Below are 22626 nucleotides of genomic sequence, written 5' to 3'. Positions count from 1 at the left end.
TTGGGTCCGAACGCTGGAAGGAGCCCTCCAATGACGAACGGTCACCCGCCGCGCTTTCTCACGACCCCCGATGCCGCCAAGCGGGTCGGCCTCTCGCACCGGACACTGGAGAAGCACCGCTGTTATGGAACGGGCCCCGCCTATCGCAAACTTGGCGGCCGCGTCGTTTACGCGATCGACGAACTCGATGCCTGGGTCGAACTTGGTCGGCGTTCGTCGACGTCCGATCCCGGCACTGGCACCGTACATCCGGCGCGGCGGGCGCAGCGCTGATGCGGTCCGCCAATTTTGAACGGGCGATGTGCCCGCCGCTGACCGCAAGGTGCAACGCTGGCGCACATCCGTCGCCGCGTGTCGCCGCGTTCACCGAGGTCGAATTGACCTGGATCGAAGGGCGACACGAGCAGTGGATCCGCTTCGGCCGCATCGCGGCTGAGCGCATCTTGAGCAGCGCCACGCGCGTCGCGGCCTTCCGGCCCGGCGCCGTCTTTGCCTATGTGCGCTGGACGTCGAACGACTTCGGGACGATCCATTCGACCATCGCGCTCGCCGTCGCGGTGGCGCCCGGCGAACCCTGTGCGAAATTGCCGTTCATCCGTCCCGGCGCGGACATTCTCGCGCTGATCGACGGTTGGCCGAACGTGCAAAAGATGCTCGAGGCGATCGACGCGGTCGAAGCAATCGGCATCGATGCGTGCGATGCGGCGCCCGATCATTGGCGCCATGTCGGCAGCCGGATTGTCGCCGGTCTGCCATTCCGGCCCTATTCCAGCGACCGCCACTTGGCGTGGCTTCGCCGCCGGGCGGTCGGGTCGTGAACCGCCGGGCGCTCCGCGCCACGGCGGCGGCCGCGACGATCTTCAGCACATTATTCGTCGCGGTCGCGTGGCTGAAGCCCGCGCCGCGTTTCCTATGGAATGCGAGCGCCAGCGCGCCGACCGGTCTCTACCGGATCGATGTCGGCGCGCCGCCGGGGCTCGGCGACCATGTCGCCATCGCCCCGCCGCCCGCGCTCGCGACATTCCTCGCGCGGCGCGGATATTTGCCACGCGGCGTCCCGCTGCTGAAGCGGGTCGCAGGCCTTCCCGGCGCGCTCGTCTGCCGTTCCGGCGTCTTCGTCACGGTCGACGGAGTCGCGGTTGCCCGCGCGCTGTCGCGCGATCGGACCGGTCGCCCGCTCCCTGTCTGGGCCGGTTGCCGGATCGTCGGCCGTGACCAGCTCTTCCTGGTCAATGCGGCGCCGGACAGCCTCGACGGTCGCTATTTCGGGCCGCTGCCCGTCGCTGGTTTGCTCGGGGTGGCACATCCGATCCTCACGCGCGCCGCGCCCGGTGCGCCGCTGCGCTGGCGCCCGGACGCCGGCGCGCCGCTTTTTCTCTGAACGATCGGGAGTTACGCGCATGATCATCGGTATCTTTCGCATGAGCGGCGACCGCTATGTCGGGCGCCTCCGTTCGCTTACATTGGACGTTGAACTCAGCATCGTTCCGGCCCCCGCGATGGGCGACGACGGCGCGCCGGCGTGGCGGCTTTGTCTTGGCAGCCAAGGCGAGGGCGCCGAGACCGGGGTGGGCTGGAACCGAACCGGTGAGGTAGCGGGCGCCTATATCGCTTTGCAAATTAACGATCCCGCGTTGACCGAACCGATGCGCGCCCATCTTCTGCACTCCGGCCAGAAAGACGATAATCGGTATCTGCTCTGGTCTCGTTTCCCGATACGCGAGAGCAACTGATGACGACGCGCAATTTGCTGTCAAACGGCGCTCGACTTGTTCTCGTGCTGCGGTTCGCCGCACTTGGAGCCGCTTCTATGGCCGCTTTCGTCTGCGCGTCGAGCACGGCCCATGCGGCACCGCCAGTGCGTAGCGAAGGCCATCCCTATGCCGCATCGGTCACGGAGGCAGCGCAGCGCTTCGGCATCCCCGAGGTCTGGATTTGGCGGGTGATGCACGCCGAGAGCCGCGGCAACCGGCGCGCCGTATCGCGCGCCGGCGCGATGGGACTGATGCAGGTCATGCCCGCGACCTGGGCGATGCTGACCGCGAAGTATCGGCTCGGGAATGATCCGTTCGACGCTCGTTCCAATATCCACGCCGGCGCAGCCTATCTTCGCGCGATGTGGGACCGCTATGGCGACATCCGCTTGATGCTGGCCGCCTATAATGCCGGTCCCGGACGCACCGATGCTTATGCCGCGCGGCGGCGAGGGCTGCCCGCCGAAACGGTCGCTTATGTCGCTGCGATCGCGCCCGAGCTCGGTTCATGGCGACGCGTCTCTACCACCTCCGAGATGTCGGTGGCAGCGCCCGGCTGGCGCGATGCAGGACTCTTCGCAGCACCGGGCGCGCTGCCGCCTGGCGAAAATGTTGCAGCGACTTTGCCTCCGCCTCGGCAGCCCGAAGACGAACTGCGGGCGCGTCCTGCCACTCTCAACCCCCTTTTTGTAACGCTGTCTGGAAAGGACCGCTGATGACGGCCACCGACTCTCGCTCGCCCTGGGGCGTGTCATTTTATCGTCACAGGCCGGATCGGACCCGCGACAACAGAGCGGTCTCAAGGGGACCGCAGAGCACTACCGAACCGATGGCATTGGAAGCAAGGTTGCGGGGCCGCGATGCTACGCATCGGACCCGTAATTTGGATACACACCTCACGCACGGGTGCATCCAGCTTTTCCGCCATTTTTCGAGAGTACGATTAGACTACAGGGAGCGCGGCTTGCTGCAAAGTCGCGGATTCTCGCGCATATTCGAGAGTACGACTCGCACTCTCGCGCGGGTGGCCTGATGAAGACAATCCAATATACCGTCCGCGTGCCAGCCGCCGTCGACAAGGCCATGCAGAAGCTCGCGGCGCAGCAGAATGTCACCCCATACGAAATGCTCCAGCGCTGTGTGAAGGCCGGTGTGAACGCGCAGTTGATCCTGCCAGCCGCCGATGGTGGATCGCATGAACTTGTCGCCGAGGTCGCGTCGATCAGCACCCGTCTCGCCGATGTCGAGCGCATGCTCGACCGCACCCTGTTTACCGCGTGCGCAGCTTATTGCTATGCGCGCAGCGCAGCGATGGGCGGCGAGAAGACCGACGAGGTCATCACCGCGGAGACCAACCGGGCCTATGACCGGCAGCTCGCCGCGATGGCGGAACGGCCATGAGCGAGCCGCATGATCGCCGGCTCCACGCCGAGACGCTGCGGCGTCATCTTCGCTACGCCCAGACGCGGCGGTTCAAGCGGCAAATTGCCATCATGCTGTCGTCGATTGCGCTCGGCGGTCTGGTCGCGCCCTATCTCATGCTCGATCCTCGCATCGTGCAGGACGCCGGCACCCATTATCATGCGAAGATGCTGTCCTGGTTCGCGGGCAGCGGCGGCGGCGATCCGGGGATCGTGGTCCGTTACAAGGGGGCGGATTATCTGACGCCCGCTCGCACGGTCGCGACCGATCCCTATTGGGTTCGCCGGGCGAGCATCGCCAAGTCGTTTGTCATGCGCGGCGCCGTGCTGGGCTTTATTGCATGGCTGTCGGGGCTGTTCCTGCTCCGCGATGTCGCCGCGCGCCGACGTGAACGCGCGCTCCGCGATCGCGTGATCGACGGCACCAAGGTGACGTCGGAGACGGAGCTCGCGAAACTGGCGCGAGGCGAAGCCGGCAAGCATCCGCTGGCCATCGGTCCCATCCCCTTCCCCCGCCGTCTCGAAACCCGGCACATGGCGATGGTCGGAACGACCGGCAGCGGCAAGACGACGGTGCTGCGCCAAATGCTCGACGGGATTGCGGCGCGCGGCGAGGCCGCGCTGGTCTATGATACCAGCGGCGAGTTCATCGCTCATTATTACCGGCCCGAGTGCGGCGACATCATCCTCAATCCATTCGATGCCCGCTGCGTCTATTGGTCTCCCTTCGCCGAGATCGCGCATCCGGCCGACGCCGATCGTATTGCGCAGCAGCTCATTCCCGAGACCGGCGACAAGGACAACGACGTCTGGCTGGAGACGAGCCGCATCCTGGTCGCGAACATACTTCGGGAATTGTGGAAGGAGAAGAAATGCACATTGCCCGACCTGCTCGAGGCGCTGCAAAAGTGGGACAAGGACAAACTCAAGGACTGGCTGAAGGACACGTCGTCGGCGCGCACCTTCTCCGACGATGCCGACCGGGCCACCGGCAGCGTGCTCTTCATGCTCGCGAAGGCCGCAAATCTGATCCAGTTCCTTCGAATGCCAGAGGAAGGCGAGAAGGCTTTCGCCTTCCGCGATTTCATTACCGGGCTCGACGAGCGGAAGGGGGCGAAGCCGTGGATCTTCGTGCCACGGAAGGAGGAGCATTTCGCGGCGTCGAAACCGCTGCTCGCCTGCTGGCTCGAATGTGCCGCCAGTGCAATGCTCGGGCTTTCGCCATCGTCCGAGCGGCGAATCTGGTTTCTGCTCGACGAGCTCGCCGACCTGCCCCCCGTCGACAATCTTGCGCGTCTGCTGCCCGAGGGCCGCAAGTTCGGCGCCGCGGTCGTGATCACCTTCCAGGCCATCGGCTTGATGCGGCATCGCTACGGCAAGGATTTGTCCGAATCGATGCTGGGCTGCTGCAACACAAAACTCTTCCTCCAGATGACCGACGCGGATTCCCGGCAATGGGCAAGCGACACGATCGGAACCTGCGAGGTCGAGCTTCACACCATGAGCGGCGCACTCGGCGAAGGCGATGACAAGCCCAGGATGACGCTCGGGCGGCAGCGTAAGACCCGGCCCGCCGTATTCGAAAGCGAACTTCGCCTCCCGCGGCACGAGGGTTATTTGCTGTTCCCCGACGGGTTCCCGGTCGCGCGCATCTCGCTCACCGCCGATCATATCGCGCGACGTGGTGATCCGCGGCAACCTGCTTTCGTCGCAGCAGACCCCAAGACAAGCCTGTGGCATCGATCATTGGCGCCGCTGGAGGAAACGCTGGAAGATCCGGCGCCAGCGGCGACCGAGAAGCCGAAGCCGAAGGCGAAGAAGAAACCGGCGCCGCCCGCGGCCAATGGCGATGATGGGCCGATCTGATGGTGGCTTCGCTATCGGCGCTGACCAGCTCGGCGCAGGCCAGAACCTATTATGAGGCTGACGACTATTATGCCGAGGGCGGGCTGTCGCCATCCGAATGGCATGGCAAGGGCGCCGAGGAGCTTGGTATGTCCGGCGAGGTGGATCGCAACGACTTCCGCGAACTGCTAGACGGCAAGATCGGCGATCAGCAGCTTGGCACAATCCGCGGCGGCGAGCTTGAACATCGGCCCGGCTGGGACGTGACCCTCAGTGCGCCCAAGTCGGTGTCGATCATGGCAGAAGTCGCGGGCGACCGACGGTTGATCGAGGCGCACGGGCAAGCGGTGAAGACGGCTCTCGCACATGTCGAAACCCATATGGCCGCGACCCGCGTCCGGCACGGCGGCACGGTGGTCCGTGAATCGACCGGCAATCTGATCGTGGCCAGTTTTCAGCATGGGACCAGCCGGGCGCAGGACCCGCAGCTTCACACGCATAATGTCATCATGAACGCGACACAGGGCGAGGACGGATCATGGCGCAGCCTCGAACCGCGCGCTATCTATCAGCTCCAGAAGCAGATCGGTGCGATCTACCGGCAGGAGCTCGCGCTCAAAGTCCGTGAACTCGGCTACGAAATCGAGACGGCCAAGGAGTCGATGTTTGAAATCAGGGGTGTGTCCGATGACGTCATGACGGCATTTAGCACCCGCAGCGCCGAAATCGAAGCCGCTCTCGGCGAACGCGGCACATCGCGCAAGGAAGCCGGCGCGGCCGAGAAGCAGGTGGTAGCACTGGACACGCGGCAGCCGAAGGTCGCAGCCGATCAGGCGTCGTTGGTCGCGGACTGGCGCGAAACCGCCGACCGGGCTGGCTTCGATGTGAGCGCGCGTCTGACGCTCGTCCGGGACGCGCAGACCAGCGTCGCGCGTGGAGCGGGCAGTTTAGAGCGGACGGACGCAGGCGCGCGGGCGGTCGCCCATGCCGCAGACAAGCTCGGCGAGCGGCGATCGGTGTTTTCGGTGGCCGTCCTGCATGAGGAAGCGGGACGTGTCGGACTCGGAAAAGTCAGCTACGCACAGATCGGGCAAGCGATTGAGGCGGCAAGCGCGCGGGGTGACCTGATCGATCGCACTTATCTTGACCGACGCGGCGCCGAGTTCGCCGGGGTAACCACGCGTCAGAATATCGAGGCCGAAACGCGGCTGTTGCGCATTGAAACTGAGGGCCGCGGTGCGTTCGCGCCGATCGCATCGCCGATGGCGGCGGCCAAAGCGGTCGCTACTGCCGCGCGTCACGCCGAGCGTGCTGGCTTTGCTTGGAACGACGATCAGCGCGCCGCGACCGAGGAGCTTCTGACCAGCCGTAATCGGATCACCGCGGTGCAAGGTTATGCCGGTACCGCCAAAACGACCACTGTACTCGCGACCTGCGCGCGCGAAGCAGAGGCGCGCGGCGTTTTCGTCGTCGCGCTGGCACCGACCGCATCGGCCGCGATGGTGCTCGGCGAGGCGCTTGGGACACGCGGCGATACGGTCGCGCGCCATATGCTGTCGCCGGGGCAGTCGGCGTCCGGTCAGCCCGCCGTATGGATCGTCGATGAGGCTTCGCTGCTGTCGGCTCGTGATACTGCCCGCCTGTTCGATTCGGCCGAAAAGCAAAATGCCCGCGTCATCTTGGTCGGCGACGTGAAGCAGCTTGGCTCAGTCGAGGCGGGCGCGGCGTTCGGACAGTTGCAGGCCGCGGGCATGGAAACCGCCAAGCTCGGCGAAATCGTGCGGCAGACCAACGCCGCCGCGAAGGAGGCCGTGCTGGCATCGATCGAGGGCGATGCGAAGAAGGCGCTGGCCGCGCTCGATCGCGGCAGCGGCCAAATCATCGAGGGCGCCGACCGATCGGAGCGCTTCGCCGCTATCGCCGAGCGCTATGCCGGTCTCGATAAGGCGAGCCGTGCGCGCACAATCGTCATTGAACCGTCGCGCGAGGGCCGCGATACTCTTACTCGGGATATTCGTCAGGCGCTTATTCGATCGGGCGAACTGAGGGGACCGGCTGTCACCGTGGAAAGTCTCGTCAACAAAGGGCTCACCCGCGCCGAGGCCAACGATCCGCTGAGCTATGACAAGGGCGATGTCGTCCGCTTCTCCCAGGATTATGCCGATAAGGGCGTAGCGCGCGGTGAGGCCTTTAGAGTCGAAGGCATCGATCCGGCCAAGGCTGCGATTGCGCTGAGGGCTGAGGATGGGCGCGAGGTGGATTGGCGGCTGCGGCAATGGGGTGCTGGCAAGGTGCAGGTGTTCGAGGCGCAAAGGCTGGAATTACGGGGTGGTGACAGCATCCGGTTTACGCGCAACGATCGCGAGGCGGGACGGGTGAATGGCGCGCGTGTGGAAGTGACGGCTGTAGATGCCAAGACCAAGGTCGCCACCGTTCGCGGCGCGCGAGGGCAGGTCCAGACTTTGCGGCTCGATACCGCCCGCGACCGGCACATCGCCCATGGCTATGTCGACACAGCCTTCGCGGCCCAGGGCCGCACGGCCGATCATGTCATAATTCATGCCGACAGCCGCGCCACCAATCTGGTCGATCAGAAAAGCTTCTACGTTGGAATTTCTCGCGCGAAGCTGTCGGCAACGATCGTCACCAATGACCGAGCGAAACTGATCTCGGCGATCAACGAGCGCGCCGGTACGGTCCAGACCGCGATCGCGCAGGCCGCGATTGCGCAGCCTGTTGCAGCCAAGGTGAGCGGGAGCGGTTTGGCAAACAGTCTGTCTTCCCGTTTCGGCGCCGGGCTATAGCGATCGCCCATATCGACGCGCGGGGATTGAAGATCGCATGCGATCATTCTTCGCCCGCCGCAAAATAAGCAGTGAGCCGATGCGCGAGATCGGGGGCCAGCCGGATATATGTCCGCCGCCCGTCGTCGCGATCGGCCTCGCGGACGACGAGGCCGGCATCGCAGAGCTTCTGAAGCAACCTGAGCGCGGAAGATCTAGGAAGTCCAGACGCGATGCAGGCGGAACCCGTCGATACCGATTTGCCCTGGCCTTCGTGAATGAAAAGGTCGACCAAAATGTCCCAGGCCGGCTCGCCGAACAACCCGTCCGCGCCGACGAGCTGGCGACGCAGCAGCCTGCGTCGAGCAATTTTATGCGCGTTTTCCAGCGCGAGGCCGGCCTCAACTCGTTGGTTGGCGCTGTCGCCGAGCCGTTCCGACGGCCGCCGTCTCGGCCTCGCCCGGCGGTTCAAGATCATCTGGTGGTCGCTGCTCGTCACCACGATATGCTCCAGCAGATCGACATCGAGCGCGTAGCCGATCGCGACCAGCCGTTCGGTGACATCGATATCGCCCCGACTCGGATTCGGGTCGCCGCTGGGATGGTTGTGGACAAGAATGATCGCGGCTGCATCGAGTTCAAGCGCGCGGCGGAATATGACGCGCGCATGGATTGTCAGCTGACCAATTGTCCCATTCTGCATCTGCTCGTCGGCAATCACGCGCCGTGCAGAATCGAGAAACAGCACGCGGAGAACCTCAAGCGGAAGAGCGCCCATCGATGTTTGCAAATATTGAATCAGCTTGGGATCCCACGGCGCAATGGCGCGGCCGGAGACTTCCGAGCGCATCGCTTCGAGCGTTGCTGCGCGCGCAGCGCAGAGCATCGCGATGACGGGGTTGTCCTTCCCGAGAACCCGCCCAAGAGATCGCGGAGACTGGGTCCAGAGACGCGCGAGCGTGCGATACTCCGCGAGCAGGGCGTCCGCTATCGCATGCCTGTTCGCCGGATCGACCGCGGCGATGAGATCAGCCAGGATGGTTCGCTCTCGCCGCGCGCCAGCCGTCGCCGGTGACGCCAGGTTCCTAGGATGAGGATCAACGGAACCGGCCAGGACGTCGCCACCTGCATCGTGAGATAGACGGCCGGTTGCACCGTCACATCGATCAATTTGCTCGTGTGCGCGAGGAGGGGAGGCATGTGGAGCACGGCGACGCACATGGGCCAGAAGCGATGCGCAAAAAGTGCGAGCACGAATGTGGCCGCCGCGCCGAACAAATCTATCGCGAGATGCCCGATGTCCAGCGCCGCAAATTCCGGCGGCACAAAGATATGGAGCAGTTGGTCCGCTCCCACCATCGTCAGCGCGATCGCCGCCATCGCGCGTTCGGGGCCGCCGCCGCGCCAGAGGGCGTAGCCCGTAGCGACCAGCAAGAAAGCGAGAAACAAGGCGATGCGCACCGCTCCAGATTTCCATGCCGATCGCTCCTGGTCAACCGATCAGGCGACCGACGCGAGGGGAGCCGCATCGCTTCGCGCCGTCTTGGGACATTCGTGCAGATCATAGCCTGCGGTCGCTTGCCCGATGTCGGCGAGGTCGCCATGGACGCGAAGGATGTCGCCGCTCGCCCCGACGAGGGCGATTTGCGCCTTCATGAGCCGCTGGATCGTGGCATGGCCTTTTGCCGCGGGCACGCCGACGGTGTCACGGCGCGCTGTCACGATGCTCGTCATCAGCGACGAAACAGCGATCAGGGCGTCGTCGAGCCTGATCTCTGCGGCCGGAACGTCGCGAGCAAGGCGGGCAGCTGTGAATGTGATTTCCTTGGACATGACTTCTCCTTTTCCGAAAGCGCGATCGCGCTTCGGCTATCGACATTGGGACTTGTAAATGGGATCAGCCGGAGATCAGCCGCGTCAGCGCCTGCGCAATCGCAAGTCCCGTCAGGATGAGCAGGGCCAAGCCGACCAGCAGGGCCGCCATGATCCAGACTCGCCTGACCCGGGCATGATCACGCCTCCAGAAATCCCCGAACGGTGGGCGACTGCCCTCCGGCTCGTTTGTCGGCGAGCCGCGGTCGTGGATCGCCTCGGGCAACCCGCCGTTCGGAGAGTCGAATGACATCAATGCCGGCCGCGGCGCCAGTATGATCGGATCACATGGTATCCGATCATAGGTTTGCCGCAGCCGGGCGTAGATGAGCGCAGCCTCGTCGCGGTTCGGGACTCCCAATATGTTGCGCGCGTTGGTCAGCCGGAGATCGACGGCTTGTTTGGAGATCCCGAGCTCACGCGCGATCTGCTTCGATGTCTGCCGCTCGACCAGCAAATCGAGACAAGCGCGCTGCTTGTCCGTGAGCCGCGCCCAGCGCACTTCATCCTCTGACGGCTGCGACCCCGAATCAGTCATTGTTACACTGTTGTCAAAATCGGGCGTTTCACAAGTTCCAGCATGATTATTATCGGTTCCGCTCCGGATCGACCTACGCCACGGCCTGTCTTTCTACGAGACGGTACGACGGCGCGAAAACCTTGTTGAAATCGGGTTTCTTCTGCGTCTCTTACTCGTCCCCGTCGAGCCGGGCGCAGTGCTCTGCTCCTAGAAAACGGGGATCCCGATGGGCGCAGAACCGATCCGGCTGGAGGCGCGTCATCGCAGTGCGCGCATGCTGCGAACCGCGATGGGCGGTGCGATCGCCGATTGGCTCGCCGACCGCGAGGTCATCGAAATCATGCTCAATCCCGACGGTCGGCTCTGGGTCGACCGGCTGGGGCAGGGGATCGAGGATAGCGGTGCCACACTGAGCGCCGCCGATGGCGAGCGTATCATCCGGCTCGTTGCGCATCATGTCGGCGCCGAAGTCCACGGCGCCGCCCCGCGCGTATCGGCCGAGCTGCCCGAAGGTGGCGAGCGTTTCGAGGGATTATTGCCACCAGTCGTTGCCGCGCCGACCTTTGCAATTCGCAAACCGGCGATCGCCGTGTTCACGCTCGGCGATTATGTGGCCTCGGGCATCATGTCGGCGGGCGCCGCGGACACACTTCGCTGCGGCGTTCGCGATCGGCTTAACATCCTCGTCGCTGGCGGCACCGGCACCGGCAAGACCACGCTGACTAATGCACTGCTCGCCGAAATGGCCGGCAGCAGCGACCGGATCGTGTTGATCGAGGACACGCGGGAACTGCAATGCACGGCGCCCAATCTTGTCGCGCTGCGCACGAAGGATGGTGTCGCCTCTCTGTCAGATCTCGTCCGCTCATCCTTGAGGCTGCGGCCCGACCGCATTCCGATCGGTGAGGTCCGCGGCGCCGAAGCGCTCGACCTTCTGAAAGCATGGGGGACCGGTCATCCCGGCGGCGTCGGAACGATCCATGCCGGCACCGCGCTCGGCGCGCTTCGCCGCATGGAGCAGCTCATTCAGGAAGCCGTGATCACTGTGCCGCGCGCGCTGCTCGCCGAGACGATCAATCTGGTGGCGGTTCTCGTCCGCGACGGGACAGGGCGGCGTCTCGCCGAACTCGCACGCATCGACGGGTTCGACCGGCTGAACGTCGAATATCGCCTGACCCCGCTCATCACCCGTGAAGGAGAAAATCTATGATCCCCGCCCTCCGGCATGGCGCGCCCCGCGTCATGCTATGTTCGACCGCGCTGTTCGTCGCGCTTGCGGTATCGGCTCCTGCTCATGCCGGCGGCTCGTCGATGCCCTGGGAAGCGCCGCTGCAATCGATCCTTGAGAGCATCGAGGGTCCGGTCGCCAAGATTGTGGCGGTGATCATCATCATCGTGACCGGGCTCAGCCTTGCCTTCGGCGATACGTCGGGCGGCTTTCGCCGGCTGGTTCAGATCGTGTTCGGCTTGTCGATCGCCTTCGCCGCCTCGAGCTTCTTCCTCTCCTTCTTCTCCTTCGGCGGTGGAGCGCTCGTCTGATGGGCCGGGAAGCGGAGGTGCCGGGCTTCTTCGCGCCGGTCCACCGGGCGCTGGCCGAGCCCATCTTGCTGGGCGGCGCGCCGCGGTCGCTCGCGATCGTCAACGGTACGCTCGCCGGCGCGGTCGGGCTCGGTCTCCGCCTCTGGATCGTCGGTCTCGCCATCTGGGCTGTCGGCCATGCGCTCTCGGTCTGGGCCGCCCGCCGCGATCCGCAGTTCGTCGATGTCGCCCGCCGTCACCTCAAATATCCCGTCTGGATGCGCTCATGATGAATCTCTCCGAATATCGATCGAAATCCGCCCGCCTCGCCGATTTTCTCCCTTGGGTCTGCCTGGTGGCGGAGGGCGTGGTGCTCAACAAGGACGGCTCCTTCCAGCGCACGGCGCGCTTCCGCGGGCCCGACCTCGACAGCGCCACGCCCGCCGAACTGGTCGCGGTGACGTCGCGGCTCAACAGCACGCTGCGTCGGCTCGGATCGGGCTGGGCGGTGTTCGTCGAGGCGCAGCGTGTCCCTGCCTTGTCCTATCCGGTATCCGAATTCCCCGATATCGTGTCCGAGCTCGTCGACGTCGAGCGGCGCGAGCAATTCCGCGAGGAAGGGGCGCATTTCGAGAGCTTCTATTATCTGACCCTGCTGTGGATGCCGCCCGCCGAAGAGGCCGCGCGCGCCGAGGCCTGGCTCTATGAGGGGCGCTCGAAGACCGGGGTCGACCCCAAGGAGCTGCTCGCCGGGTTCATCGATCGCACTTCGCGCGTCCTCCATCTGGTCGAGGGTTTCATGCCCGAGGCCGAATGGCTCGATGACGGCAAGACGCTGACCTATCTCCACAGCTGCGTCTCGACCAAAGTCCAGCGCGTCCGGGTGCCGGAGACCCCGGCCTATCTCGATGCCCTCCTCGCCGACGAAGCGCTCGTCGGCGGTCTCGAGCCGCGGCTCGGCGATCATCACCTGCGCACCCTCACCATCACCGGCTTCCCGAGCGTGACTTTCCCGGGCCTGCTCGACGAACTCAACCGGCAGGCCTTCGGCTATCGCTGGTCGTCGCGCGCGATCATGCTCGACAAGACCGATGCCACCAAGCTGCTGACCCGGATCCGGCGGCAATGGTTCGCGAAGCGCAAGTCGGTCGCCGCGATCTTGAAAGAGGTGATGACCAACGAGGCGTCGGTCCTGATGGACAGCGATGCTTCGAACAAGGCGGCCGACGCCGACTTGGCGCTGCAGGAGCTTGGCGCGGACGAGGCAGGCATCGCCTATGTCACCGCGACGATCACGGTGTGGGACCGCGATCCGGCGCTTGCGGCCGAGAAGCTCCGGCTGGTCGAGAAGATCGTCCAGAGCCGCGACTTCACCTGCACGGTCGAGGGCGTGAACGCGCTTGAGGCCTGGTTCGGGAGTCTGCCCGGCCATGTTTACGCGAATGTCCGCCAGCCCCCGGTTTCCACTCTCAATCTCGCCCACCTGATCCCCCTCTCGGCGGTGTGGGCGGGGGCGGAACGGGACGAGCATTTCGGTGATGCCCCCTTGCTGTACGGCAAGACCGAAGGCTCGACCCCGTTCCGCCTTTCGCTTCATGTCGGCGACGTCGGCCACTGCCTCGTCGTGGGGCCCACGGGCGCCGGCAAATCGGTACTGCTCGCGCTGATGGCGATGCAGTTCCGGCGCTACCCAGGCAGCCAGATCTTCGCCTTCGACTATGGCGGTTCGATCCGCGCTGCGGCGCTTGGCATGGGCGGCGACTGGCAGGATCTGGGCGGCGCGCTCCACGACGCCGGCAGCGACGGCTCGGTCGCGCTGCAGCCGCTCGCCCGGATCGACGAGGCAGCCGAGCGCGCCTGGGCGGCCGAATGGCTTGCCGCGCTTCTCGCCGGAGAGGGTGTCGCAGTCGACCCGGCAGCGAAAGAGCATCTCTGGTCGGCGCTGACCTCGCTCGCGACCGCGCCAGTCGCCGAGCGGACGCTCACCGGCTTGGCAGTGCTCCTCCAGTCGCAGGATTTGAAGCTCGCACTGTCGCCCTATCTCGTCGGGGGTCCGTGGGGCCGGCTGCTCGATGCCGAGGCCGAGCATCTGGGGTCGGCGCGCGTGCAGGCGCTCGAAACCGAAGGGCTCGTCGGGGCCGCGTCGGCCGCGACGGTATTGTCCTATCTCTTCCACCGCATCGAGGGACGCCTCGACGGATCGCCGACGCTGATCATCATCGACGAGGGCTGGCTTGTCCTCGACAGTCCGGCCTTCGCCGCGCAGCTGCGCGAATGGCTCAAGACGCTCCGCAAGAAGAATGCGAGCGTGATCTTCGCGACGCAGAGCCTTGCCGACATCGAAGGATCGAGCATCGCGCCCGCGATCATCGAGAGCTGCCCGACGCGGATATTCCTGCCGAACGAACGCGCGGCCGAGCCGCAGATCGCGCGGGTCTATGAACGCTTCGGACTCAATGAGCGGCAGATCGAGATCCTCAGTCGGGCAACGCCCAAGCGTGACTATTATTGCCAGTCGCGGCACGGCAACCGGCTCTTCGACCTCGGTCTCGGCAACATCGCGCTCGCCTTTGCCGCCGCCTCCTCGAAATCTGACCAGATCCGCATCGGCGAGCTCATCGCCGCGCACGGGCAGCAGCAGTTCGCCGCAGCCTGGCTGCGCCACCGCGGCCTCACCTGGGCCGCCGATCTGCTCGGCCATCTTGAAATCGCAGCCCCCTGAAGGAGTGAATATGATGAAGTCGTGCCTGTTTCGCCGTGCGGCCCTCGCCGGCCTGATTGTGATCGCCGCGCTGCCCGCCGGCGCAGTTGTCGCCCCTGCGGCCGCCCAAGTCGGCGGAATCGTCCACGATCCGCGCAACTATGCCCAGAATATCCTGACCGCCGCGCGCACGCTCGAGCAGATCAACAACCAGATCAGGCAGCTCCAGAACCAGGCGACGTCGCTGGTCAACGAGGCTCGCAACCTTCAGAGCCTGCCAACTTCGACGCTGCGGGAGCTGCAGGGGCAGGTCGATCGCACCCGCGAACTGCTGGGCGAAGCGCAGCGCGTCGCCTTCGATGTCGGCGACATTCAGAAGACGTTCGAGGGGCGTTACAGGGGTGCGGCGCTGGCCGGCCCGCAGGCGGCAATGGTTGCCAATGCCGAGGCACGCTGGAACGACAGCGTCGGCGCCTTCCAGGACGCGATGAAGGTGCAGGCCGGTGTCGTCACCAATATGGGCGCCGCACGCCAGTCGATCTCGACGCTGGTCACCGCCAGCCAGTCGGCGAGCGGCGCGCTACAGGCGGCGCAGGCGGGCAACCAGCTGCTCGCGCTCCAGTCGCAGCAGCTCGGCGATCTCGCCGCCGCGATCTCGGCCCAAGGGCGCGCCGAAATGCTCGATGCCGCACGCGCGGCGGCGGCTGAGGCCGAAGGGCGCGAACGCTTCCGCCGCTTCCGCAAGGGCCATTGAGATGAGCCGGGCGGGGAAGCTCGTCGCCGGAGCGATCGTCGGCGGCATGGCACTGACGATCGCGCTTCTGGCTGCGGTCGACCCGCCCGCGCCGCGTGCGCCCGCTTCCCCTCGGATCTCCGGAGCGGACGCACGCCCAGAGCTTGCCGAGACGCTCCGCCGCTGCCGCACGGTCACCGTCGCCGACCCCGAATGCGAAGCGGCCTGGGAGACGCGACGCCGCCATTTCTTCGGCCAGGAAAAGGATGAGACATGAACGATACCGGCGTGATCGACCAGTTCCTGTCGGTCTTCTCTACCTATATCGACAGCGGCTTCGGCCTGCTCGGCGGCGAGGTCGGCTTCCTTTCGTCGACGCTGATCGTGATCGATGTGACGCTTGCGGCCCTCTTCTGGGCCTGGGGTGCGGACGAGGATGTGCTGCAGCGTCTCGTCAAGAAGACACTCTACATCGGCGTGTTCGCCTTCATCATCGGCAACTTCCAGAGCCTCGCGACGATCATGCTCGAAAGCTTCGCGGGCCTTGGGCTCAAGGCGAGCGGTGGAGCAATGGCGATCGGTGATTTCATGCGTCCCGGCGTTGTCGCGGCGACCGGGCTCGATGCGGCCGAGCCGCTTCTCGATGCCAGTGCGGACCTCTTGGGACCCGTCGGGCTTTTCACCAACTTCGTCCAGATCATGATCCTGCTCGTCGCCTGGGTGATTGTTGTGCTCGCCTTCTTCATCCTCGCGGTGCAGGTCTTCGTGACGATCCTCGAATTCAAGCTCGTGACCCTCGCTGGGTTCGTCCTCATTCCCTTCGCCTTTTTCGGGCGGACGGCCTTCATGGCCGAGCGCGTACTCGGGCATATCATATCCTCGGGCATCAAGGTGCTCGTGCTCGCGGTCATCACTGGTATCGGCACAACCTTGTTCGATCGCTTTATTGATGCCGGCATTGGCCCCGACCCCGATATCGAGCAAGCGATGGCGATCGCGCTCGGGGCGCTCACGCTTCTAGGCCTCGGCGTTTTCGGGCCGAGCATCGCCAATGGCATCGTCGCGGGCGGACCGCAGCTCGGAGCTGGCGCCGCCGCGGGGACCGCAGTCGCGGCGGGCGCGACGCTTGCTGCCGGCGCCGCGGGCGCGACCCTTGCGGGCGGCGCGGCAGCCACTGCGGCGCGCGGCGCCGCCGCTGCCGGGGCTCGCGGTATCGGCGGCGCTTCGGCCGCCTATTCGGCGGGAGCGGCCGGGAAGAGCGGCGCGGGAGCGGTCAGCTCAGGTCTCGCCAATGTCGCACGCACCACTGCGAGCGGCGCCGCATCTCCGCTGCGCCGCGCCGCGGAGAAGCTTCGGGCGAACTTCGCGGCCGGGCGCGACGGGCCTGCCCCTGCTCGGACCGCCGATGCGCCGCCCGCTTGGGCCGCCGCGATGCGGCGCCGACAGATGGTGACGCAGGGCGCCACTATCGGTGCGCACACCCTGAAGAGCGGCGACAGCCATGGCGGCGGCTCGGCTCCCGACATCAGCGAAAAGGACTGATCCCATGTTCAAGAGACCCCACAATCATTATGGTCGCGCGCCCGAGCCGGTCACGCCCTACCAGCGCGCGAGCCAAGTCTGGGATGACCGAATCGGGTCGGCGCGCGTACAGGCCCGCAGCTGGCGTCTTGCCTTTTTCGGCTCGCTCATCTTGTCGGGCGGGCTCGCCGCCGGGCTTGTCTGGCAAGCTGCGCGCGGCACGATCACACCTTGGGTCGTCGAGGTCGACGAGCTCGGCGCAGCGCGCGCCGTCGCGCCGGCCGACGGCGACTATCGGCCGACCGATCCGCAGGTCGCCTTCCACCTCGCGCGCTTCATCGAGCATGTTCGCTCTATCCCCGCCGATCCGGTCGTGCTGCGCGCCGACTGGCTCAGCGCTTATGATTTCGCAAGCGCCTCCGGGGCGCAGGCGCTCAATGACTATGCGCGGATCAACGACCCCTTCGCCGAGGTCGGGAAGGTCCAGGTCGCGGTCGATGTCTCGAGCGTCATCCGTGCCTCGAAGGACAGCTTTCGCATCGCCTGGACCGAGCGCCGCTATCAGGGCGGGAGTCTGATCGAGCGCTCGCGCTGGTCGGCGATCGTCACCGTCACTCTCCAGCCGCCAAGCACCCCCGACGCGATCACCAAGAATCCGCTTGGGCTTTTTGTGACCGCTATCAACTGGTCGAAGGAACTCAATCAATGACGACGCCCAATTCCCTCCCGATCTTGCTCGGGGCCGCGCTTGCCCTGCTCGCAGCGCCCGCCGCGGCGAGCGGTCCTGCCGATCCGCGCCAGCGGGTCGTCCGCGCCAACGCCGAAGCGCGGGTCCAGCCCGACCGGCAGGGCTATCGAAACGCGATCCAGCAATATGCGTGGGCCGAAGGCGCGCTCTTTCAGGTCTACGCGGCGCCGGGGCAGGTCACCGACATCGTCTTGCAGGAAGGAGAACAACTCGTCGGCCCGGGTCCCGTCGCCTCAGGCGATACGGTGAGGTGGATCATAGGCGACACCGTCAGCGGCGCCGGGGCGCGGCGCCGCGTCCATATCCTCGTCAAGCCGACCCGCTCGGATATCATGACCAACATGATCATCAACACCGACAGGCGCACCTATCATGTCGAACTGCGCGCGACCGCCGCATCCTATATGGCGTCGGTCTCCTGGACCTATCCCGCCGACGAGCTCATCGCCTTGCAGGCCGCCGAAACCGAGGCGTCGCGCCTCGCGCCCGTCGCCGGAGCGATCGATCTTGCGGCGCTGAATTTCCGCTACCGAATTGCGGGCGGCAAGGTGGCCTGGCGTCCCATCCGCGCGTTCGACGACACGCGCCAGCTATTCATCGAGTTCGGCGCGGATATCGCATCGGGCGACATGCCGCCGCTCTTCGTCATCGGCAGCAGCGGCGAGGCCGAGCTCGTCAATTACCGGGTGCAGGGCCGTTATATGATTGTCGATCGCCTCTTCGACCGCGGCGAGCTTCGCCTCAGCGTCGGCAAGCAGGCGCGTGTCGTTCGCATCGAACGGGAAATGCCGCGCCGCCGGGGCCGGTCATGAGCGAGCGCGCGGGTCAGGCGGTGCCACCCGCCGAAGCGCCGAGCGATGAAGATCGCGCCGCGCCGCAGCACGGCGCCGATGCCTTCCGCCTGCGCGGTGAACCGCCGCGGGTCATGCGCCTGTCGCGCAAGACGTTGGCGATCATGGGCGCTGCCGGGGGCGCGGCGATCGGCGGCGCCTTGCTATGGGCGTTGCAAACACCGGCGCCCAAATCGGCTGAAAATCTCTATTCGGCCGACACGGCGAACCGCGCAGACGTGGTGACGAGTGCGCCCGCCGATTATGGGGCGGTGCCGAAGCTCGGGCGACCGCTGCCCGGCGATCTCGGCGGGCCGATCGTCGCCGCGCAGCAGGGCGGCGAAGCCACCCCGGTGCCACCGATGGGTCCGCCGGCCGGCGCCCGCTCGCCCGCCGCCGAGGCGCGCGAGCGGGCGCGGCAGCAGCGCGAAGCCGCCGCCGCCAGTCGCCTGTTTCTTGGCGGCGCTTCCGCGGGGACGGGAGCGGCCGATGTGCTGCGCGAAGCGTTCGAAGTGCCCGCTCCCGGAGCGGCGGCGCCAGAAGCCAGCGCGCGAAACCCTGCGGCGGCGCGCCGCGCCTTTCTCGAAGGAGGGTCCGGCAAGCCGGACGAAAGCAGCGAACGCATTCGCGAACCCGGCTCGCCCTATATTCTCCAAAGCGGGAGCGTCATTCCGGCCGCGCTGATCACCGGGATCCGGTCCGACCTTCCCGGGCAGGTCACTGCCCAGGTGACGCAAAATGTCTACGACAGCCCAACTGGGCGCATCCTGCTCATTCCGCAGGGCGCAAGGCTCGTCGGCGACTATGACAGCGAAATCGCCGCAGGGCAGGAACGGGTGCTGCTCGCCTGGGACCGCCTGATCCTGCCCGGCGGCCGCTCGATCCGGCTCGATCGTCAACCGGGAACCGACGCCCGCGGGATGGCAGGCCTCGCCGACCGCACCGACAATCATTGGGGATCGATGCTGCGTGCTGCGCTGATTTCCACTTTGCTCGGCGTCGGCGCCGAGCTTGGCTCGAACGGGGACGATGCGCTCGTGCGGGCGCTTCGCGACGGGTCGCAGGGCACGATTAACCAGTCGGGCCGTCGGCTGGTCGAACGTCAGATGAATATCCAGCCGACCCTCACGATCCGGCCTGGCTTCACGCTGCACATTCTCGTCACCCGCGACCTCATCCTTGAACCCGACGCCGGAGCAGCGCCATGAGCAAGCTCAGACTGGGTCCGATCGCCGACGACAAACCTGTGAAGCTCACGATCGAACTGCCGGGAGCGCTTTACCGGGATCTGATTGCCTATGCGGATATTCATGCGACGGCGACAGGTCTTGGCGAACCGCTGCCCCCGGAACGGATCGCGGTGCCGATGATCGACCGGTTCATCGCAGCCGATCGTGGCTTTGCGAGCGTGCGCCGACGGCGCTGATTGCCGCCAGCCCGGTCCGGTGCGCAGTACAGGGTTCAGACCCTGACGTTGGCTCCGGTCCTGACCATTTTTGTTCAGCAATGCAGCCATTGCGCGCCCGCTTCGCGCGTCCCTGATCAGTCTGCGACGCTTTATTGCAAGGGGTAGCCGCCACCTAGCCCCTTCGCGGGCTCGCCGGGAACCGCAGCGATCATACCGCTCCCGGATCAGGCAAGATGCGCCGCAAGCTCATAAATCATCGCGCGCGTCTTGTCGCCTTGGCGGTCGAGCCTGATCCAGCAGTCCGCATCCAGCACGGAGGACATGACATGCGAGCGCTGGTTTGCGAGCGGCACGGCATCATTCGCACCGCGCGCCGCTCGCAGTCCTCGGAGAAAGAGCGTCATTCCGTCGCGGCCATCTTCGGGCGGGGCGATTTCGAACCCCTCTTCCGCGGGCAGTCCCATTTGCCGCCGGATTGCCGCGAGCACGAAGAAACGAAAGCCCACGAGCGCCGCAACAGGATTACCCGGAAGCCCAAAGAGGGGGCGGCCGTCGGGAAGGCGCGCGAACAGGATCGGCTTTCCCGGACGCATCGCAAGCCCGTGAAAAAGGACCACACCCCCAAGCTCTTCGAGGGCCTCCCGCACAAGATCATGCCGGCCGCCGGAAATCCCGCCGATCGTAAGCAGCATGTCTGCGCCGGGGGAGGCGATCGCCTTGTCGAGCGTTTGGCGCACCACTTGGCGGTCGTCCACCACAGGTGCATAGAGTGTGCAGTCCATACCGAGCGACTGGCAGGCTGCCTTGATCATTGGCCCATTGCTGTCCAGCTTGCTCGACGGCTGGCGGACCGCGGACTCCAGTTCGGAGCCGGTCGGGATCAGAATCGCGCGCGGCTGGCGCCGGCAGGAAATCGTCGTGACGCCCGCCGCGAGCAGGGCACCAATGGCTTCGGGTGACAATCGCCTGCCCGCAGCGAATATCGTCGATCCAGCGCGCATGTCCTCGCCGCGGCGCCGGATGTTGAGACCCGCATCAACGGGTCCCGATAGCTCGACGGTCGTTCCGTCAGACTTGCATCTTTCCCGCGCAATGACCGCGTCGGCGCCGCGCGGAATGGGCGAACCAGTATGGATGGGCGCCGCCTGGCCTGGTTCGAGATCGTCGGCCTTCGCATGGGCGGGGATGTCGGCAGCCAAGGAAAATGTTGCAGGGCGCCCGGCGGCTTCCGTCTCCGCGGCGCGCACCGCATAGCCGTCCATCGCCGAACAGTCGAAGCGCGGCGCGTCTGCAACCGCCTTCACCGGCGCTGCGGTGACATGGCCCAGCATGTCCGCATTAAGGGCATGGCTCTCGGGCGGCAGGGCTTCGACCTCGCGCGCGATCATGGCAAGCGCCGCGTCCACCGAGAGCCTCTCGGACATCGTCAGGCTTCGCCGCCGATATCCGACGGGTGATTGACGTTATGGATTGGCTCGTCCCACGTGAGCGACCGGACGCCGGCCGCATCGGCCCAGCTTCGCATCGACCGCGGGCGGTCCGCTTCCAGATAATCTTCCAGGTGATCTGCGAGGATGGATGGCCAGAAACCAAGGACCGGGCAGCTCGCGACATAAGCACCCCCATTCTCCGCGACGAGCGCCTGCAGCAGCGGCTCCGGTATCTCCGGCGTGTCACAGGGTGCGCAAAGCAGATGAGTGAAGCGCTGCTCGCGGGCTACGAAAAGTGCGCCGCAAATGCCCCCAAGGGGGCCGAGACCCGCAGCCGGGCGGTCGGCGACAGCCCCTTTCCCGCCATGCTGACGGCCCGCGACGAAAATGACCTCGGCATAGGGCCGGAGCGCGCCAAGCGAATGGTCGAGCAGGGCACGCCCGCGATAAAGGGCGGCCGCCTTGTCGCTGCCGAACCGGCGCGATTGGCCGCCCGCCAGCACAACCGCGGCAATCCTGGGAATCATCATGCGAGGGAAAGCAAGGCGTCGCGGCGCGCGAGTACGCGCAGCGGCAGACCCGCTTCCGCTGCACGCCGAAGGGCGAGGTTCGTCGGTGCCGAAATGGTGACCAGCAACGGGCAGTTCGAGAGCGCGGCCTTCTCGACGAGCTCATAGGAACAGCGCGATGACAGCAGCGCGAAGCCGCCGTCCCAACCCAGTCCGCCGCAGCGCATTGCACCGATCAACTTGTCGAACGCATTGTGACGGCCGACATCCTCGCGCACGAGACGGATGCCGCCCTCTTCCGATACAAGCGCCGCCGCATGAACGGCGCCGGTTTCGCGATTGAGATGCTGGTGCGCCTGGAGTTCATCGAGTGCGTGGAAGACAGCGGCGTCGTTGGCGTTGCTCTTGGCGGTAACAGGCGGCAGCGAGCGCATTGCTTGCTCGATGTTCTCGATTCCGCAAAGCCCGCAGGACGAGTCGGTCGCGCGGTGCCGGACGCGCTCGAGAAGTCCCTGTGCTCTGTCCGCAGCAAGGTTCGCGCGCGCGACGATGCCATTCTCATTCTTGTGAAGCGCGACCTGCGGCGGTGTGTCGCCCATATCCTGCAGGCGCTCGGACAGCAGGAAACCTGCCACCAGATCTTCGAGATCGGCGGGCGTCGCCATCAGGACAGCATAACCGATCCCGTTGAATTCTAGCGCGATCGGCATTTCCTCGGCGAGGCTGCGCTCGATCGGCGCGCGGGCGCCATCGCGCGCGACGCGAACCAGGGCCTGGCCGGCGAAGGTCGCCTCGTTCAAGCTGCGCCGATCCGTTCGACAGCGGCAGCGGCAACCGGGGACAAGTCGCCGGGCGCGGCGCTGGCGAGAATGACAATGCGGGCGCGCATATGGGGATCCCAGTAGAGCCGTATATGGTCTTCGACCATCTTGGCCGCCCGTTCGCGACCTTCGGCTTCGAAATTGCGGGCGATCTGGTTCGCCATATAGATCAGGCGATCGCCCGTCGACATGACGCCATCCTCGTCATGACC

The 22626-nt window shown here is 65.9% G+C and carries 27 protein-coding genes; 19 read left to right on the top strand and 8 right to left on the bottom strand.

Annotated elements, in window-relative coordinates; genetic code table 11:
• Positions 1-30 precede the first annotated feature (30 nt).
• The 8 genes from VFG17_RS01490 to mobF all read left to right on the top strand — a co-directional run bounded on the left by VFG17_RS01490 (position 31) and on the right by mobF (position 7824).
• Complete coding sequence (locus VFG17_RS01490) at positions 31-273, top strand: helix-turn-helix domain-containing protein (protein ID WP_325027710.1); 243 nt, start codon at positions 31-33, stop codon at positions 271-273.
• 26 nt (positions 274-299) lie between these two features.
• Positions 300-818, top strand: coding sequence for a DUF2840 domain-containing protein (locus tag VFG17_RS01485; RefSeq protein WP_325028285.1), 519 nt, complete (start codon positions 300-302; stop codon positions 816-818).
• Positions 815-1381, top strand: coding sequence for a S26 family signal peptidase (locus tag VFG17_RS01480; protein ID WP_325027709.1), 567 nt, complete (start codon positions 815-817; stop codon positions 1379-1381). The genes VFG17_RS01485 and VFG17_RS01480 overlap by 4 nt, the downstream gene beginning before the upstream one ends.
• A 19-nt stretch (positions 1382-1400) precedes the next feature.
• Positions 1401-1733, top strand: coding sequence for a DUF736 domain-containing protein (locus VFG17_RS01475; protein WP_325027708.1), 333 nt, complete (start codon positions 1401-1403; stop codon positions 1731-1733).
• A gap of 77 nt (positions 1734-1810) precedes the next feature.
• On the top strand, positions 1811-2470 hold the full coding sequence (locus VFG17_RS01470; RefSeq protein ID WP_325027707.1) for a lytic transglycosylase domain-containing protein: 660 nt from the start codon (positions 1811-1813) through the stop codon (positions 2468-2470).
• 316 nt (positions 2471-2786) lie between these two features.
• The gene (locus tag VFG17_RS01465; RefSeq protein ID WP_325027706.1) at positions 2787-3155 is read left to right on the top strand and encodes a hypothetical protein; all 369 of its coding nucleotides are present in this window, start codon (positions 2787-2789) and stop codon (positions 3153-3155) included.
• Complete coding sequence (locus VFG17_RS01460) at positions 3152-5041, top strand: type IV secretion system DNA-binding domain-containing protein (protein ID WP_325027705.1); 1890 nt, start codon at positions 3152-3154, stop codon at positions 5039-5041. The genes VFG17_RS01465 and VFG17_RS01460 overlap by 4 nt, the downstream gene beginning before the upstream one ends.
• Positions 5041-7824 (top strand): MobF family relaxase, encoded by a 2784-nt coding sequence (gene mobF / locus VFG17_RS01455; RefSeq protein WP_325027704.1) that lies wholly within the window; start codon positions 5041-5043, stop codon positions 7822-7824. The genes VFG17_RS01460 and mobF overlap by 1 nt, the downstream gene beginning before the upstream one ends.
• Before the next feature lie 43 nt (positions 7825-7867).
• On the opposite strand, the gene VFG17_RS01450 is transcribed toward mobF, so the two are convergent.
• The 4 genes from VFG17_RS01450 to VFG17_RS01435 all read right to left on the bottom strand — a co-directional run bounded on the left by VFG17_RS01450 (position 7868) and on the right by VFG17_RS01435 (position 10213).
• Positions 7868-8653, bottom strand: coding sequence for a JAB domain-containing protein (locus tag VFG17_RS01450; RefSeq protein WP_325027702.1), 786 nt, complete (start codon positions 8651-8653; stop codon positions 7868-7870).
• A 137-nt stretch (positions 8654-8790) separates the two neighbouring features.
• A complete protein-coding gene (locus tag VFG17_RS01445; protein ID WP_325027701.1) occupies positions 8791-9264 on the bottom strand; it encodes a hypothetical protein in 474 nt (157 codons plus the stop codon).
• Positions 9265-9303: 39 nt separating this feature from the next.
• Positions 9304-9636, bottom strand: a complete 333-nt coding sequence (locus tag VFG17_RS01440; RefSeq protein ID WP_325027700.1) for a hypothetical protein — start codon at positions 9634-9636, stop codon at positions 9304-9306.
• A gap of 64 nt (positions 9637-9700) precedes the next feature.
• Positions 9701-10213 (bottom strand): helix-turn-helix transcriptional regulator, encoded by a 513-nt coding sequence (locus tag VFG17_RS01435; RefSeq protein WP_325027699.1) that lies wholly within the window; start codon positions 10211-10213, stop codon positions 9701-9703.
• A 208-nt stretch (positions 10214-10421) separates the two neighbouring features.
• Between VFG17_RS01435 and trbB the strand changes: the two genes are divergently transcribed.
• Genes trbB through VFG17_RS01380 form a run of 11 tightly spaced genes read left to right on the top strand, consistent with a single transcriptional unit; the run spans position 10422 to position 19672 of the window.
• A complete protein-coding gene (gene trbB / locus VFG17_RS01430) occupies positions 10422-11405 on the top strand; it encodes a P-type conjugative transfer ATPase TrbB (RefSeq protein ID WP_325027698.1) in 984 nt (327 codons plus the stop codon).
• Positions 11402-11734: a TrbC/VirB2 family protein gene (locus VFG17_RS01425; protein WP_325027697.1), complete on the top strand. Its 333-nt coding sequence runs from the start codon at positions 11402-11404 to the stop codon at positions 11732-11734. The genes trbB and VFG17_RS01425 overlap by 4 nt, the downstream gene beginning before the upstream one ends.
• Positions 11734-12003 (top strand): VirB3 family type IV secretion system protein, encoded by a 270-nt coding sequence (locus VFG17_RS01420; RefSeq protein WP_325027696.1) that lies wholly within the window; start codon positions 11734-11736, stop codon positions 12001-12003. Before VFG17_RS01425 ends, VFG17_RS01420 begins: the two co-directional genes overlap by 1 nt.
• Positions 12000-14435 carry a conjugal transfer protein TrbE gene (gene trbE, locus VFG17_RS01415; protein ID WP_325027695.1) on the top strand — a complete coding sequence of 812 codons (2436 nt, stop codon included), beginning with the start codon at positions 12000-12002 and terminating at the stop codon, positions 14433-14435. Before VFG17_RS01420 ends, trbE begins: the two co-directional genes overlap by 4 nt.
• A 13-nt stretch (positions 14436-14448) precedes the next feature.
• Positions 14449-15168 (top strand): P-type conjugative transfer protein TrbJ, encoded by a 720-nt coding sequence (trbJ, locus tag VFG17_RS01410; protein ID WP_325028284.1) that lies wholly within the window; start codon positions 14449-14451, stop codon positions 15166-15168.
• A gap of 1 nt (position 15169) precedes the next feature.
• Positions 15170-15424: a putative entry exclusion protein TrbK-alt gene (trbK-alt, locus tag VFG17_RS01405; RefSeq protein ID WP_325027694.1), complete on the top strand. Its 255-nt coding sequence runs from the start codon at positions 15170-15172 to the stop codon at positions 15422-15424.
• Entirely contained in the window at positions 15421-16689 is a 1269-nt protein-coding gene (gene trbL, locus VFG17_RS01400; protein WP_325027693.1) for a P-type conjugative transfer protein TrbL, read from the top strand. Before trbK-alt ends, trbL begins: the two co-directional genes overlap by 4 nt.
• 4 nt (positions 16690-16693) lie before the next feature.
• Positions 16694-17377 (top strand): conjugal transfer protein TrbF, encoded by a 684-nt coding sequence (gene trbF / locus VFG17_RS01395; RefSeq protein WP_325027692.1) that lies wholly within the window; start codon positions 16694-16696, stop codon positions 17375-17377.
• Positions 17374-18228 (top strand): P-type conjugative transfer protein TrbG, encoded by an 855-nt coding sequence (gene trbG / locus VFG17_RS01390; RefSeq protein ID WP_325027691.1) that lies wholly within the window; start codon positions 17374-17376, stop codon positions 18226-18228. Before trbF ends, trbG begins: the two co-directional genes overlap by 4 nt.
• Positions 18225-19454: a TrbI/VirB10 family protein gene (locus tag VFG17_RS01385; protein ID WP_325027690.1), complete on the top strand. Its 1230-nt coding sequence runs from the start codon at positions 18225-18227 to the stop codon at positions 19452-19454. The genes trbG and VFG17_RS01385 overlap by 4 nt, the downstream gene beginning before the upstream one ends.
• Positions 19451-19672, top strand: coding sequence for a DUF2274 domain-containing protein (locus tag VFG17_RS01380; RefSeq protein WP_325027689.1), 222 nt, complete (start codon positions 19451-19453; stop codon positions 19670-19672). The genes VFG17_RS01385 and VFG17_RS01380 overlap by 4 nt, the downstream gene beginning before the upstream one ends.
• 206 nt (positions 19673-19878) lie before the next feature.
• Here VFG17_RS01380 and VFG17_RS01375 read toward each other — a convergent pair whose 3' ends face one another.
• From VFG17_RS01375 to VFG17_RS01360, 4 genes are read right to left on the bottom strand one after another with little or no spacing between them, the layout of a single operon-like run.
• On the bottom strand, positions 19879-21078 hold the full coding sequence (locus tag VFG17_RS01375) for a molybdopterin molybdotransferase MoeA (protein WP_325027688.1): 1200 nt from the start codon (positions 21076-21078) through the stop codon (positions 19879-19881).
• A 2-nt stretch (positions 21079-21080) separates the two neighbouring features.
• Complete coding sequence (gene mobA, locus VFG17_RS01370) at positions 21081-21587, bottom strand: molybdenum cofactor guanylyltransferase (protein WP_325027687.1); 507 nt, start codon at positions 21585-21587, stop codon at positions 21081-21083.
• A 23-nt stretch (positions 21588-21610) separates the two neighbouring features.
• On the bottom strand, positions 21611-22393 hold the full coding sequence (gene fdhD / locus VFG17_RS01365) for a formate dehydrogenase accessory sulfurtransferase FdhD (RefSeq protein ID WP_325027686.1): 783 nt from the start codon (positions 22391-22393) through the stop codon (positions 21611-21613).
• Positions 22390-22605, bottom strand: a complete 216-nt coding sequence (locus VFG17_RS01360; protein WP_325027685.1) for a formate dehydrogenase subunit delta — start codon at positions 22603-22605, stop codon at positions 22390-22392. The genes fdhD and VFG17_RS01360 overlap by 4 nt, the downstream gene beginning before the upstream one ends.
• Positions 22606-22626: the final 21 nt, after the last annotated feature.

Origin of the sequence: Sphingopyxis sp. (assembly GCF_035686825.1) — a bacterium.
Classification (GTDB): Bacteria; Pseudomonadota; Alphaproteobacteria; order Sphingomonadales; family Sphingomonadaceae; genus Sphingopyxis.
This window is presented reverse-complemented; position numbering and strand designations above follow the sequence as displayed.